This window comes from Flavobacterium soli DSM 19725, assembly GCF_000422705.1.
GTDB lineage: Bacteria > Bacteroidota > Bacteroidia > Flavobacteriales > Flavobacteriaceae > Flavobacterium > Flavobacterium soli.
The window spans coordinates 36,176-50,782 of sequence record NZ_AUGO01000008.1; the positions used below are offsets into that span (position 1 = coordinate 36,176).

A 14,607-nucleotide genomic window follows, 5' to 3' on the forward strand; every position below is an offset into this window, starting at 1 on the left:
AAACCTTACTTTTGCATCACTATTTCAAAAAATAATTAAAAATATATATTATGAGCGTTTTAGTTAATAAAGATTCTAAAATAATTGTTCAGGGTTTTACAGGAAGTGAAGGAACTTTTCACGCTTCTCAAATGATTGAATACGGAACAAACGTTGTAGGTGGTGTAACACCAGGAAAAGGTGGAACAACACATTTAGATCGTCCAGTTTTCAACACTGTAAAAGATGCTGTAGAACAAGCTGGAGCTGATACCACTATCATTTTCGTTCCGCCAGCTTTTGCTGCTGATGCAATTATGGAAGCTGCTGATGCTGGAATCAAAGTAATTATCACAATTACAGAAGGTATTCCAGTTGCAGATATGATTAAGGCTTACGCTTATATTCAAAATAAAGAATGTCGTCTAATCGGGCCAAACTGTCCTGGTGTTATTACTCCAGGTGAAGCAAAAGTAGGTATCATGCCAGGTTTTGTTTTCAAAAAAGGAACTGTTGGTATCGTTTCTAAATCAGGAACTTTAACCTACGAAGCGGCTGACCAAGTTGTAAAACAAGGTTTGGGAATCACAACAGCTATCGGAATCGGTGGAGATCCAATTATTGGAACTACAACTAAGGAAGCTGTAGAATTGTTGATGAACGACCCAGAAACTGAAATCATTATCATGATTGGAGAAATTGGTGGACAACTAGAAGCTGATGCTGCTAAATGGGTAAAAGCTGATGGTAATCGTAAACCAGTTGTTGGTTTCATTGCTGGGGAAACTGCTCCAAAAGGAAGAACAATGGGTCACGCAGGTGCGATTGTTGGTGGTGCTGATGATACAGCCGAAGCTAAAAAACGTATCATGAGAGAATGTGGAATCCACGTTGTTGACTCTCCAGCAGAAATTGGTAAAAAAGTAAAAGAAGTACTTGGGTAATCTCCAAGATGCAAATAATAAATTCCAAAGCTCCGCTTCATGTGGAGCTTTTTGTTTCCATAATCTCACTTAGAGCCTTCGTGCCTTTGTGGCAAAATAAAATAAGATGTATAAAGAATTAAAGAAATTCAAAACCCAAAATACCTTCACGTTCACTCAGGAAGATAGCCTAGAAACCGTTTGCAATGCTCCAGAATCAGGGAGTGGTGTTTTTATGGTATATGCTGTAGAGGGAGAAGAGAAAGAATTGATCATGGTAGGTTCTACGGGAACTATCCAAAACGATGGAACATTGAAAATCAAAAACGGCGGACTTTATGACAAGATTGTAAACGGACACCAATTTGCCAAAACAGGAAGAAAATATTCTTGGCCAGCCCAGATGAAACTCGAAAACATCGAGCGTCTTGAAGTGTCTTGGTATGAAACCTTCAACGAAAAGAACAAGGTAATCCCTACTTTCGTAGAAGGACAAGTGCTGCAAAACTTTCTAGACGAAAAGGGAAGATTGCCTAGATGGAATGTGGCGTTCTAAGAAGAAACAAAAATAATCATCAAAATTCTTACAAGTTGTAAGGCTTTTTTTATTTCAAACAATTGATTTTTATATATTTGAGGACTTATATTTATTTTATGAAAAAACTTTACTTTTTGGTGGTGGCGTTGTTTGCATGTGTGAACATGAGAGGACAAATTATAGACTTTTCGGATGCTAATTTCAAAGCAAAACTGTTGCAAGCTGAAGAAGGGTCGTTTATAGCTTTTGATTCCGAAGGAAATACTATGAAAATTGATGGTAATGAGGATGGTGAGATAGAATTGAATGAGGCATTAGCAGTACATGGGTTAAATGTATATCCAAATATTTCTAATTTGAGCGGAATTGAATTTTTTACTAATTTAAAAAGTCTGTACATACCTGATAACAATTTATCAGGAATAGTGGATTTTTCACCTTTAATTAATCTAACGTATTTGAATTGTAATGATAGTTTTAATTTAGTAACTACTAATGGCATTAATATTTCTGGTCTTAATCTCAAAACTCTATATTGTAATAACAATAAAATTATATCCTTAAATCTTTCGGATGCTCCTAACTTGGAGTTTTTAGATTGCTCATGGAACCAAATGCTAAGTTTGGATGTAAGTTCAAATCCTTTGATTAAGGAGTTAAGTTGTTCTTTTAATAATTTAAGCTCTCTTGAATTAGAAGGATTAACAGAACTAACAAAATTAAGTTGTAATAATAATGTTTTAGAATCACTTAATCTATCTGATTGTTTACAATTAGATCAACTTTATTGTTCTTTTAATGATTTTATAAATTTGGACTTGGTTTATTCATCTGATCTTTCTATTGTTAGTGCAGGTCCCAATTATTTTTTGGAAAATGCTTTTATAAAAGGAAATACAAATATTTTATTTAATTTAAGTGAGTGTCCAAGTCTAAAATATCTTTGTGTTGATGATAGTAAAATAGAAATAGCAGAAAATCTTGTAACCGAATTAGGCTATACGGATTGTGAAGTCAACTCTTACTGCTCCTTTACTCCCGGAGGTGAATATTATACAATTAATGGAACAAATATTCTCGACTCCAATAACAATGGTTGTGATGTATCAGATGCAATCCTTCCAAATCTAAAACTTAATATAACAGATGGGACTATAACTGGAAGCCTAATATCCAATCAATCAGGAGAATATTATATTCCAGTTCAAGCAGGAAACCATACCATAACTCCAGTATTAGAAAACCCCACCTATTTCAATATTTCGCCAACAGCTGTAAGTGTTACTTTCCCTGAAACCGCAAGTCCCTTCATACAAAATTTCTGCATCACGCCAAATGGTTTTCATCAGGATGTTGAGGTAACGATTGTTCCTATAGATGCTGCCGTTCCAGGTTTTAATGCTCATTATAAAATTATCTACAAGAATAAAGGAAATGTTTCTATCGCTATGGGAACCGTAGGTTTAAACTATAATGATGAAGTGTTAGATTTTGTTTCAGCTAACCCTACTTCGGAGGTGCTACCCGTTGGATCATTGTTTTGGACATTCCTGAACCTTCAACCTTTTGAAACCCGAACGATTGATGTGTCTTTCAATCTGAACTCTCCTATGGAAACTCCAGCACTCAACGGTGATGATATACTTACATTCGAAGCTTCAGCAGATACAAGTGTAGGAGAGGATGATAATCCAATTGATAATGTCATGAATTTTCAACAAACCGTTGTCAACTCCTTCGATCCGAATGATAAAACCTGCCTCGAAGGAACTGCCATCACGCCAGACATGATCGGGCAATACGTTCACTACATGATCCGCTTTGAAAATACCGGAACCTTTGCTGCACAAAACATCGTAGTAAAAGACATGATTGATACCGCAAAATTTGATGTTTCAAGTTTGATTGCCCTAAACGGAAGCCATCCATATGTAACCCGAATCACAGGAAATAAAGTAGAATTCATGTTCGAAAACATAAACCTGCCTTTTGATAATGCCAATAACGATGGCTATGTAGTTTTCAAAATCAAAACCTTGCCAACTTTAGCTTTGGGCGACAGCTTCAGCAACACGGCCAGCATCTATTTTGATTTTAACTTCCCAATTGTTACTGAACCTGCCGTTACAACTTTTGCAGAACTTGGAACACTAGATTTTGAGTTTAACAATTATTTTACTTTATATCCAAATCCTACTAATGGTATCTTGAACATTACCTCAAAACAAGCTATCGAGTTGCAAACTGTCAGTATCTACAACACTTTAGGACAATTGGTAGTTTCAGTGCCAAATGCTAAAGGTGTGAATACTGTTGATGTTTCAAGACTTTCAACTGGGAATTATTTTATCAAAGTAGTTTCGGATAGGGGAATATCGAATGCGAAGTTTGTCAAAAAATAATAGCAAAAAATCCAAAACCAAAGCCTTGTAAATCACAAGGCTTTTTTTGTGGAAAAAATCCCTCGGAATTTCCTTCAACACTTCTTAATAAGGGAAATAAAGAGTAGCTTTGTTACGCAAAAAAAAACAAATCTTACATAATGGATAACTTAATTAATCATCCTGGACTTCTCACCATTTTTACTGTCGTAATTATTGTCATGTTACTACTCGATTTGGGTGTTTTCAACAAAAACAGTCATGTAGTTTCCAACAAAGAAGCGATTTCATGGTCGGTAGTTTGGATTGGGCTTTCAATGCTTTTTAGCGGATTCATTTATTACTATATGGGAATTGAGAAATTTTCACAATTTCAATCTGCCTATTGGATCGAGAAAGCCTTATCGGTTGATAATCTATTTGTATTTATACTTGTTTTTGGATTTTTTAATGTACCAAAAGAAAACCATCACAAAGTATTGTTTTGGGGAATCATTGGAGCATTGATTATGAGGGCCATCTTTATTTTTACAGGTGTCGAGCTCATCAAGATGACCTATTTACCAGAGATGGACATTATGGGCTATAGTTTGAGAATCAATGTTGTGATGACCTTATTTGGTATTTTTTTGATTTATGCAGGAATAAAATCATGGTTTGCCAAAGAAGATAATGACGAGAACAAGGATTTTAATAAAAGTCCAGGTGCAAAATTGGTGCACAAGTTTTTCAACGTAAGTAAGAATTATGACGGAGATAAATTCTTCACCATCGAAAACGGAAAAAAATTAGCAACGCCTTTATTAGTGGTTGTAGCAGTAATTGAATTCACGGATTTGCTTTTTGCAGTCGATTCGATACCTGCCATTTTCGCTATCGCTCCAGACGATCCTTTTATTTTATATACTTCCAATATCTTCGCCATCCTCGGACTTAGGGCATTGTATTTCTTGTTGGCCAATTTCATCCATTTGTTCAGCAAGTTAAAATACGGTTTGGCAATCATTCTGACTTTTATTGGAATAAAAATGGTTATCGCTCCATTTTATCACATCGATTCGTTGCATTCGTTGATGGTTGTGGGTGGAGTTTTAGTGCTATCGGTTTTGGCATCTGTTGCATTTCCAGACAAAGAAGAAACCCATTCATAGGAATTTTCAACACATCAAACGTCTTAAATAAACGTTATAATCCACTATTTTTGGCTTAAATTCTTATATTTGTCCAAACAAACTAAGCAAATTAAAACATACATATAATGAAGTTATTACAAGGAAAAACAGTTATCATCACAGGTGCAAGCCGTGGAATTGGAAAAGGAATTGCAGAGGTTTTTGCCAATCACGGTGCAAATGTTGCCTTCACTTATAGTGCATCTGCCGAATCGGCTTTGGCTTTAGAAAACGAGTTGAATGGTTTGGGAATCAAAGCAAAAGGATACCAATCTAACGCTGCAGATTTCAATGAAGCACAAACTTTTGTAGATGCTGTTTTGGCCGATTTTGGTACAGTTGACGTATTGATCAACAATGCCGGAATCACAAAAGATAACCTTTTAATGAGAATGTCCGAAGAAGATTTCGACAAAGTAATTGATGTCAACTTGAAGTCGGTTTTCAATATGACCAAAGCGATCCAAAAAACGTTCTTGAAACAACGTTCAGGATCAATCATCAACATGAGTTCTGTAGTAGGAGTGAAAGGAAATGCTGGTCAAACCAATTATGCCGCGTCAAAAGCAGGAGTTATCGGTTTCACCAAATCAGTAGCCTTAGAATTAGGTTCAAGAAACATCCGTTGCAACGCCATCGCTCCAGGATTCATCGAAACTGAAATGACCGGAAAACTAAACGAAGACGTAGTAAAAGGCTGGAGAGAAGCCATTCCTTTGAAACGTGGCGGAAGCACTGAAGATGTAGCAAACGCTTGTCTTTTCTTCGCTTCAGATATGAGTGCCTACGTTACAGGTCAAGTTTTGAATGTTGACGGAGGAATGCTAACTTAGAAAAAGTTGACAGTGTTCAGTGTTCAGTTCTCTGCAATCTGAGTACTGAACACTGCTAATTTTTTTCAGAAGCTATTCCCGCTTTCCGTTACAATCTTTCATCAAAGAATCTTTTTTTCTAAGGCCTGAAAGGAGCTTCCGTTGGTCGCTCTTTCACACCAAGAAAAAATAGATTTTTTCAATGAAAGAATTTCCACTACAATCGGGGCTAGTACTTAGATTGTCCATATAATGACCAAATTAGAAAACAATTTATGCATATAAATACCTTTTGGAAAATTGTTATCAAGTCAATTGGATTATGGCTTTTAATAAATTGTGTTTGGATAATTCCTCAATTCACATCAACATTAAATTTTATTAATGGGGAAATTGAATGGGGAAATTTGATTTTAATTTGGCTAATCTGCTTTACAACTTTAATTGTTTTCATCTTAGTTACGAGATTATTCCTGTTCAAAACAGAATGGATAATCAAAATTCTTAAACTGGATAAAAAATTTATAGAAGAAACAATAGGATTAGACATTCCTGCTAAAACAGTTTTGTCAATAACGGTAACAATTATTGGAGCAATTTGGTTTCTAATGTCTTTCCCTAATCTGATAACTTCAATATTTGAATTTTTAAGACAGAAGGAGCTAATCAAGAATTATGGAGAAACAGGAATGCTGATTTATTTTTTTATAGCAACAATTTCTGGATATTTAGTAATGACAAATTCAAAATCAATAACTGATTATATTTGGAAAGAGAATACAGATTTAGATAAACCTTAATTTCCTTAATAACTTAATGGTTCAAAATTTTAATCATTAAATTTAAATTTAAAAAATGACATCAACCACAATTCTATTAATCTTATTATCGGTTTTAATTACAGGAGGTTTGTCATTTTACCACTATTTTTACAAAGCCAAAAGCAAGTCGAAAGTAACTTTGCTTTTGGCTTTTTTGCGTTTTTTCTCGATTTTCGGAATCTTATTGTTGTTAATTAATCCAAAGATTACCAAGAACACCTATGAAACCGAAAAAACACCATTACCAATTGTAATGGACAATTCAAGTTCTATTGTAAATCTAAAAGCAAATGAAACCGCTTTGGAACTTTACAAGAAACTGACTTCAAATGCCGATTTGCAAGAAAAATTTGCGATACAATCCTATCAATTTGACAATGAATTTGAGCTCTCAGAACAATTTGATTTCAAGGGAAACCAATCCAATTTTGAAGCAGTAGCAAAAAATCTGAAAAGCATCAACAAGAACAAAAACTATCCAACAGTTTTAATCTCGGATGGAAATCAAACCCAAGGAAATGATTATGTATATAGTTTTGATGCCAATAATAAAGTGTATCCTTTAATTCTTGGTGACACCACTACTTTCTTGGATTTGAAAATCAATCAGTTGAATGTCAATAAATATGCTTTCCATAAAAATAAATTCCCTGTTGAAGTATTCTTAAACTATTCAGGAACCAAAAGCATCACGGCCGATTTCAGTATTTCGCAAGGTAATTCGGTGTTGAACAAACAAAGCGTTACATTTTCGCCCTCAAAAAGATCAGCAGTAATCAATGTGTTGCTTCCTGCAAATACTATCGGGCTACAGGTTTTTAAAGCTTCAATTACCTCAAAAGAAACCGAAAAAAACGCCTACAATAACACCAAGAATTTTGCAGTAGAAGTTATCGACCAGAAGTCGGAAATTGCAATTGTTTCATCCATCAATCATCCTGATGTTGGGGCTTTGAAACGTTCAATCGAAACCAATTTGCAACGTAATGTGACGTTGGTCAAGCCAAAAGAAATACAGTCGTTGCAGGATTATAACGTCCTGATTTTATACCAACCAACAGCCGAATTCAAGTCGGTTTTTGAGTTGAACAAGAATGTAGGATTGAACACCTTTATCATCACAGGAAACAACACCGATTTTAATTTCCTCAACCAGCAACAAAAAAGCCTGACCTTCAAGATGAGTTCCCAAACGGAAGATTATTTGGCCGAATTCGATTCGCAATTCAATCTTTTTGCCCTAGATAATATTGGTTTTGAAAACCTTCCGCCTTTGCAAAATGCCTACGGTACAGTTGTTGCAAACGAAAATGTGAATGTGCTTCTTTCGTCCAGAATTCGAAACATTCAAACCAATATGCCGTTATTGGCTTTCGCCGAAAATCAAGGCAAACGAACAGCTTTTTTATTGGGAGAAAACATCTGGAAATGGCGTTTGCAAAGCCGAATAGACAATGAATCATTCGAAAGTTTCGATGTTTTTATTGATAAGACCATTCAGTTTTTGGCTTCAAATAATTCAAAAAAATCGCTAATTGTCAACCACGAAAGCTTCTACAATTCAGGAGATGCAATTGAAATTACAGCTCAATATTTCAATAAAAATTATGAGTTTGACGAAAAGGCACGTTTGACAATTTCGGTAACCAACAAACAAACGAAGCAAAACAAGAACTACGATTTATTGAAAGGAAATAACACCTATAAAGTTAACCTTGACGGCCTTCCAGCCGGACAATATAATTTTACCGTAAAAGAGTTGACTTCTAAAAACAGCTATTCTGGTTATTTCGAAATCTTAGATTTCGATATCGAACAGCAGTTTGTGAATCCTGATGTTGCAAAATTAAACCAATTGGCGACTCAAACTAACGGCAAGACTTTTATGCCCAACCAATCGGATTTGTTGATTAAAAATCTTCTGGAGAATGAAGATTACAAAGCCATTCAAAAGGAAATTACAAAAAAGATTCCTTTGATCGATAGTATCTTGCTGTTGATTTTGATTGCTGCAGCATTGGCTTCGGAGTGGTTTATTAGAAAATACAACGGGATGTTGTAATCAATGCTGAAATGTTTTTCTCCTAATTACAAAATATTGTAACCGAACATAATCATAAACCAATGCGGTAAACAATATTAGAACTGCTAAAAGAAGGGTTTTAATTTGGAAATAGGAATATAAATATCCTCCCAAGATGCAACCGCTAAAAAATGAAATTATGATTGAAAACCGTAAATAAATATTGGCTTTTAATCTTTTGATTTCGGTTTCCTTTTTGTAGAAAAAAAGTTGTGACAGCTCAATTCCCAAATCTGTAAAAAGCCCCGTTAGATGTGTTGTCCTAACGGTTGATTGCGAAATTTTTGTCACCAAGGCATTTTGGATTCCCATCGCCAGTAGCATTCCAAAAGCAATTATTTTACCTTCTGTTTCGGATAAATTAGTTTCAATTCCGAAAATTGCTATTACCAATAAAACAGTCATTTCTAAAGCAATAGGAATTACATGCGAAAACTGTGGTTTTGTTTTAGATACCGTTTCAGTTATAAAATTAGAGAGGAAAGCTCCACCAAGGAAGAAAAGGGTTAAAATCAGAAAAGTAATGGCTGCTGCAAATTCATTTCGGATCATTTCTTCAGCAAAAAAAGCAAAGTGTCCCGTTACATTGGTCGTTAATATTTTAATGGACAAGACTCCTGTAATGTTTACAATCCCCGCCACTAATGATAGCAAGGTTGCCAATCGAAGATTATGAATGAAAGTTCTGTTTTTTCCTTGATGGCGAAACATTGGTTGTAATCTTTTTTCAAATTTACATCAAAATAGTATAGTGTGATATCTTAGAGTAGTTTATAAATTAAGATTGGCTTAAGATTGGCTTAAGATTGATTTCTCGCGGTAAGAAACCATTCCAATACTCGTTAATTTTGGTATATAATTTACGGATATGAAAAAGTTAATTTTACTGTTGTTTCTAGCAACATTTTCAACTGCATTTTCTCAAAACTGGGAAAAGAACTTTACAGAAGCCAAAGCCAAAGCTGTAATAGAAAACAAAAATATTTTATTAGTCTTTTCTGGTTCAGATTGGTGTGCTCCATGTATCAAGCTGGATAAGAATGTTTGGCAATCGGAAGCATTTAGCAAGGCTTCAAAAGAAAATTGGATTATCTACAAAGCTGATTTTCCTAAGAAGAAATCCAATCAACTTTCCCAAGAACTTACGAATGAAAACAAGGCTTTGGCTGAAAAATACAACAAAGCAGGTAATTTTCCTTTAGTAGTGCTTTTGGATAAAAACGGAAAAGTTTTGGGAATGGAAAGTTTCAAGAATATTACAGCCGATGAATATGTACAACTTCTTCATTCTTTTGAAAAATGATCAAAATAGCATTCAGAATAGTTGTCTTTTTAATTTTTACAACTTCTTTCGGGCAAGTCGTTCACAAACGAAAGTTATCGATGTTAGGAAGTCCGTTTGAGGTTACAGTCGTGGCTCAAGACACCATCAAAGCCAATGATTGGATTGATTTGGCTCTAGCCGAAGTAAAACGTGTCGAAAACCAAATCTCCGATTGGATTCCGACCACGCCAATATCTCAAGTCAATAAGAATGCTGGAATTCAAGCCGTAAAAGTAGATGACGAAGTATTTCAATTGGTGCAAAGAGCCTTGAAAATATCAGAATTGACAAGTGGTGCTTTTGATATTTCCTATGCTTCGATGGATAAAATTTGGAAGTTTGACGGAAGTATGAAAGCAATGCCAACTCCCGAAGCTATTGCAAAATCGGTAGAGCGAATTGGCTATAAGAAAATCATTTTGAACGAAAAGGAGCATTCGATTTTCCTAAAAGAGTTGGGGATGAAATTAGGCCTTGGCGGAATAGGTCAGGGCTATATTGCTGATAAAGTAAAAGCATTGTTGGTTTCCAAGGGCTGTACTTCGGGTATTGTAAATGTGTCGGGCGACATCAATGCTTGGGGAAAACAGCCTGACGGAACGCCATGGAGTGTCGGGATCGTAAATCCGATGAACAAGAATAACGTTTTTGCCACTTTTCCGCTCGAAGACAGCTCGGTTGAAACTTCGGGAAGCTACGAGAAATTTGTCACCTTCAATGGAATACGCTATTCCCACATCATCGACCCACGAACGGGTTATCCAGCTACAGGAATCGTGAGCGTTTCAGTATTTGCAAAACAGACTGAAATTGCTGATGCTTTGGCAACCGGAATTTTCGTTTTGGGAGTGGATGTTGGACTGGATTTGGTCAATCAATTAAAAGGAATCGGATGCATAATCGTAGATGACAAAGGAATGGTGCATGCGTCAAAAAACATAGACATTAAAAAATTTCAATAATGAAAAAAATAGCATTTGCCCTTTTGAGCTTGGTTGTTTTACAATCATGCAGTTCTGTAAAAGAATATGAAAAAGAAAAAATAAATGACCCTGATATGAAATTAACAGCACGTTCAACAGAGCGTTTCGAAACCAATTATCAAGTCTACAGGGAAGCTTCGGCAGGAGCCAATGGTGGAAAAACGGGCGGTGGTTGTGGTTGTAATTAAAAAATCTGATTCAGATAAAACAAAGATGAAAAAATACCTTTCACTCATATTTTTACTTTTCGGCTTGACCGTTATCGCACAAGAAAAAGATTCAACAGTGGTTTTCAAGAAACGTGTCTTGGAAAGTACAGAAGTGGATTTCTTGATGAGTTATTACAAGCAGGACGGAATTCACTCGGCTGTTTCAGGAGGAAACGGAATGGAGGAATTGACCGACATTACCCCCACAATCGTTGTGGCAATGCCTCTCAGCGATGACGAAGTATTAACAATTGATGCCGGACTTTCAGCCTATTCATCAGCTTCATCAGGAAATATTAATCCGTTCGACAGTGCTACTCCAAGTCCGTGGCAGGCCAGTTCTGGAGCTTCTGCCCAAGATATGCTGACGACTTTGGTGGTCAATTACAGCCATAGTTCGGATGATCGAAACACGATTTGGAATGCTCATGCTTCGGGTTCGGTGGAATATGATTATTCTTCGATTGGTTTTGGAGGTGGTTTTACGAAATTATTCAATGATAAAAATACTGAAATCAATGTTTCGGCCAATGTCTATTTGGACACTTGGAGCCCTATTTATCCTAAAGAATTACAGGATTTTGCTGATAACGGAAATACGTTAAACGGCGGAATTTTCAATCGCTTTGACATAACGGGAAATACAGATTATAATCCTGAAAAATTCAAATTCCACAATAACAAGAAACGAAATTCGTTTGCCTTATCGTTCAGTTTTTCGCAAGTCATCAACAAGAAAATGCAACTTTCGCTTTTTGCCGATGTTTTGCAACAGCAAGGATTGCTGTCAACGCCTTACCAAAGGATCTATTTTAAAGATATTGCCGATTCTTTCATCAACGAGTTTCAACTGGCCGACGATATTGAGCGATTGCCCGATTCTCGTTTTAAATTGCCACTTGGAGCACGGTTGAATTATTACATCAACGAGCGTTTCGTCTTGAGGACTTATTATCGTTTTTATACTGATAACTGGGGTGTTCAGACCCATACGGCAAGTTTTGAATTGCCAATAAAATTAACGGATAGGTTCACGGTTTTTCCGATGTATCGTTATTATTCGCAAACGGCATCCAACTATTTTGCTCCGTATGAATCACATCTTTCAACAGAGAAATATTATACTTCAGACTATGATTTATCGACGTTTAATGCCAATCAATATGGCTTTGGAATAAATTATACGGATATTTTTACGGGAAGCAAAATTTGGAAATTTGGTATTAAAAACATCGATTTCAGATTTAATCATTATACAAGAAGCGACGGATTGGATGCAAATATTGTATCTTTCGGAATCAAATTTGTCAAGCAGTAAAAAATGAAAATTCTTGTAGTAGAAGACGAAATCGGGATTGCCAATTTTCTGAAGCAAGGTTTGGAAGAAGAAAATTATGAAGTTTTCGTGGCCAATGATGGCGAAAAAGGGCTTGATTCGGCACTTAAAAACAAACCCGATTTGATTTTATTAGATTGGATGCTTCCCAAAATTACAGGTTTGGAAGTTTGCAAGAGTATTAGAAAAAAAGAGGCCAAAACGCCTATTATTTTTCTGACAGCAAAGGATACAGTTCAAGAAACTATTGAAGGTCTAAAGGCAGGAGCCAATGATTATATCAAAAAACCTTTCAGTTTTGAAGAATTGCTCGAAAGGATTAAAATTCATTTCAGAAGCGAAAAGGAAAGCGATGACTTGAGTTTGGGAAATATCAAGATGAAACTTTCCAGCCATCAGGTTTTTGTAGAAGATAGCGAAGTTGTATTGACACAGCGGGAGTTTGATTTATTGGCCTATCTGATAAAAAATAAGGGAAATGTCTGCACCAGAACCCAAATAATAGAGGACGTTTGGAACATCCATTTTGAATATGACACGGGTGTGATTGATGTTTTTATGAACGCCATCCGGAAAAAATTAAACCTAAAAAAGGAAGAAGATTATATCAAAACCCTTCGCGGAATTGGGTATATTGCAAATGACTAAGTAAAAATTATGCTTCCATTTTCGTTTAAAAATAGAATTGCTTTCAATTATATCATCAGTACGGCTTTGTTGATTCTGCTGGTTTTTTTTGTGATTTTTTATATCGTCAGAGTGAGTGTCTACAGTCATTTGGAAAGCGACATCAGAGTTGAAAGTGAGAAATTATTAGAAGAAATAAAAGTAGAAAATAATACTTTTCACTTGATTGACCAACACGAATGGAAAGAGAAGGAGCATAACACCCTAGACGTAAACCCAATTTTTATTCAATTTGTTGATGCAACTGGAGCAATCATCGATAAATCGCCCAACTTAAAAAAATCGCAACTGTATTTCAGGAAAGGAGTTTCGGTAGATAAATTTCATGACGATCAATTAGATAATTCTTTTAATATTCGCCAATCGCAAGTGCCAATCTATCAAAATAGCACTATTGTAGGGTATATTTTAATAGCAGTATCCTTGGAAGACGCCACGATAGTTTTGCATAATTTAAGCCAGATACTCTTCGTTTTATATCCTTTAACCTTAATGATTCTGTTTATAATAGCTAGAATTATTGCTGGAAGAAGCATTAAGCCTGTAGCTTCTATCATTGAAACTTCCAACACTATTTCTAGGGAAAATTTAAAATCAAGGATTCCGTTGCCAAATAATAAAGATGAACTTTTTGTACTTTCTCAAACCATCAACAATCTTTTGGATCGAATTGAAAATGCTGTAGAACGAGAAAAACAATTCACATCGGATGCTTCACACGAACTTCGAACGCCTTTGGCGGTTATAAAAGGAACGCTTGAAGTTTTGGTCAGGAAACCCCGAGACCAGAAAGAATATGAAGAAAAAATCAACTATTGTGTAAAGGAAGTCGATCGACTGAATTTTATGGTAGATGAATTGCTGTTGTTGGCTCGGTTGGAGAACCAAAAGCAGTCCTTGAAAGCGGAAAGTGTTTTTGTGAATGCCATCATTTTGGATGGTTTAGCTAGATATTCTGAAAAAATAAGGAACAAGAATCTCCAAATTACAAACCATTTTGAGAGTGATATTTTCATTAAGACCGATAGCTATTTGTTTTCGATAATAGTGGACAATCTTCTATCAAATGCATTGAAATATTCCGAAGACAACGGAAAAATCGAAATTTCTCTAAGGTCAGAAAATGATACTGTTTTCTGTAGTATAAAGGACAACGGAATTGGAATTTTAGAGGCCGATTTGGATAAGATTTCAAATCCCTTTTACCGTTCCAGATCATCCGACCATCCTGAAGTAAAAGGAACAGGCTTGGGACTTTCCATCGTAAAACGTCTTTGTGGTTTACTTCAAATGGAGTTTCATATTCAAAATAATGAAGATAAAGGCGTCAATGTTACCTTGGTAATTAAAAATTTATAA

Annotated in this window: 14 protein-coding genes; 13 read left to right on the forward strand and 1 reads right to left on the reverse strand. The window is 35.5% G+C overall.

Annotated features, from left to right (window positions below):
• Positions 1-50: 50 nt before the first annotated feature.
• The 7 genes from sucD to G508_RS0110930 all read left to right on the forward strand — a co-directional run bounded on the left by sucD (position 51) and on the right by G508_RS0110930 (position 8,688).
• On the forward strand, positions 51-923 hold the full coding sequence (gene sucD / locus G508_RS0110900) for a succinate--CoA ligase subunit alpha (protein ID WP_026705345.1): 873 nt from the start codon (positions 51-53) through the stop codon (positions 921-923).
• 106 nt (positions 924-1,029) lie between these two features.
• Positions 1,030-1,458 (forward strand): hypothetical protein, encoded by a 429-nt coding sequence (locus G508_RS0110905; RefSeq protein WP_026705346.1) that lies wholly within the window; start codon positions 1,030-1,032, stop codon positions 1,456-1,458.
• 98 nt (positions 1,459-1,556) lie between these two features.
• Positions 1,557-3,842, forward strand: coding sequence for a DUF7619 domain-containing protein (locus tag G508_RS0110910; RefSeq protein ID WP_026705347.1), 2,286 nt, complete (start codon positions 1,557-1,559; stop codon positions 3,840-3,842).
• A gap of 140 nt (positions 3,843-3,982) precedes the next feature.
• On the forward strand, positions 3,983-4,972 hold the full coding sequence (locus G508_RS0110915) for a TerC/Alx family metal homeostasis membrane protein (protein WP_026705348.1): 990 nt from the start codon (positions 3,983-3,985) through the stop codon (positions 4,970-4,972).
• Positions 4,973-5,079: 107 nt separating this feature from the next.
• On the forward strand, positions 5,080-5,826 hold the full coding sequence (gene fabG, locus G508_RS0110920; RefSeq protein ID WP_026705349.1) for a 3-oxoacyl-[acyl-carrier-protein] reductase: 747 nt from the start codon (positions 5,080-5,082) through the stop codon (positions 5,824-5,826).
• A 254-nt stretch (positions 5,827-6,080) separates the two neighbouring features.
• Positions 6,081-6,605 (forward strand): hypothetical protein, encoded by a 525-nt coding sequence (locus tag G508_RS0110925; RefSeq protein ID WP_026705350.1) that lies wholly within the window; start codon positions 6,081-6,083, stop codon positions 6,603-6,605.
• 55 nt (positions 6,606-6,660) lie between these two features.
• Positions 6,661-8,688 (forward strand): hypothetical protein, encoded by a 2,028-nt coding sequence (locus G508_RS0110930; protein ID WP_026705351.1) that lies wholly within the window; start codon positions 6,661-6,663, stop codon positions 8,686-8,688.
• On the opposite strand, the gene G508_RS0110935 is transcribed toward G508_RS0110930, so the two are convergent.
• Entirely contained in the window at positions 8,689-9,420 is a 732-nt protein-coding gene (locus G508_RS0110935) for a YoaK family protein (protein ID WP_026705352.1), read from the reverse strand.
• A gap of 157 nt (positions 9,421-9,577) precedes the next feature.
• Between G508_RS0110935 and G508_RS0110940 the strand changes: the two genes are divergently transcribed.
• From G508_RS0110940 to G508_RS0110965, 6 genes are read left to right on the forward strand one after another with little or no spacing between them, the layout of a single operon-like run.
• Positions 9,578-10,012, forward strand: a complete 435-nt coding sequence (locus tag G508_RS0110940) for a thioredoxin family protein (protein ID WP_026705353.1) — start codon at positions 9,578-9,580, stop codon at positions 10,010-10,012.
• Positions 10,009-10,995 (forward strand): FAD:protein FMN transferase, encoded by a 987-nt coding sequence (locus G508_RS0110945; protein ID WP_026705354.1) that lies wholly within the window; start codon positions 10,009-10,011, stop codon positions 10,993-10,995. The genes G508_RS0110940 and G508_RS0110945 overlap by 4 nt, the downstream gene beginning before the upstream one ends.
• Positions 10,995-11,204 carry a DUF4266 domain-containing protein gene (locus G508_RS0110950; protein ID WP_026705355.1) on the forward strand — a complete coding sequence of 70 codons (210 nt, stop codon included), beginning with the start codon at positions 10,995-10,997 and terminating at the stop codon, positions 11,202-11,204. The genes G508_RS0110945 and G508_RS0110950 overlap by 1 nt, the downstream gene beginning before the upstream one ends.
• Before the next feature lie 25 nt (positions 11,205-11,229).
• Positions 11,230-12,543 (forward strand): DUF3570 domain-containing protein, encoded by a 1,314-nt coding sequence (locus tag G508_RS0110955; RefSeq protein WP_026705356.1) that lies wholly within the window; start codon positions 11,230-11,232, stop codon positions 12,541-12,543.
• 3 nt (positions 12,544-12,546) lie between these two features.
• Positions 12,547-13,209, forward strand: a complete 663-nt coding sequence (locus G508_RS0110960) for a response regulator transcription factor (RefSeq protein WP_026705357.1) — start codon at positions 12,547-12,549, stop codon at positions 13,207-13,209.
• Between the two features lie 9 nt (positions 13,210-13,218).
• Positions 13,219-14,607 carry a sensor histidine kinase gene (locus G508_RS0110965; protein ID WP_026705358.1) on the forward strand — a complete coding sequence of 463 codons (1,389 nt, stop codon included), beginning with the start codon at positions 13,219-13,221 and terminating at the stop codon, positions 14,605-14,607.